This is a genomic window from Leisingera sp. ABD4_442, assembly GCF_056160905.1.
Genome location: NZ_JBSWYB010000119.1, coordinates 1 through 201 on the forward strand (window position 1 = coordinate 1; position 201 = coordinate 201).

1 pseudogene is annotated in these 201 nt (G+C 62.7%); it reads right to left on the reverse strand.

The features are described 5' to 3' along the window. Positions 1–201, reverse strand: a pseudogene (locus ACXAHG_RS23640) (Na/Pi cotransporter family protein); the annotation flags it as partial.

The following is a 201-nucleotide window of genomic DNA, read 5'->3' on the forward strand; positions in this document are numbered from 1 at the left end:
CCAGAAACGCGGTGATATAATCCCGCGCCAGATAGCCTGCGACCGCGGGCAGAAAGGCGCTGTCACGGATCGGATCCATCGCCTCGCGCAGAAAACGCAGCGAAATCAGGATGAAAGCCACCCCCATCAGGATCCGCCCCAGCTGCCGCGCCTTCTTGGCCTCGGTCTTGACGAACAGGTAGCCGCCAACCGCCAGCAGCA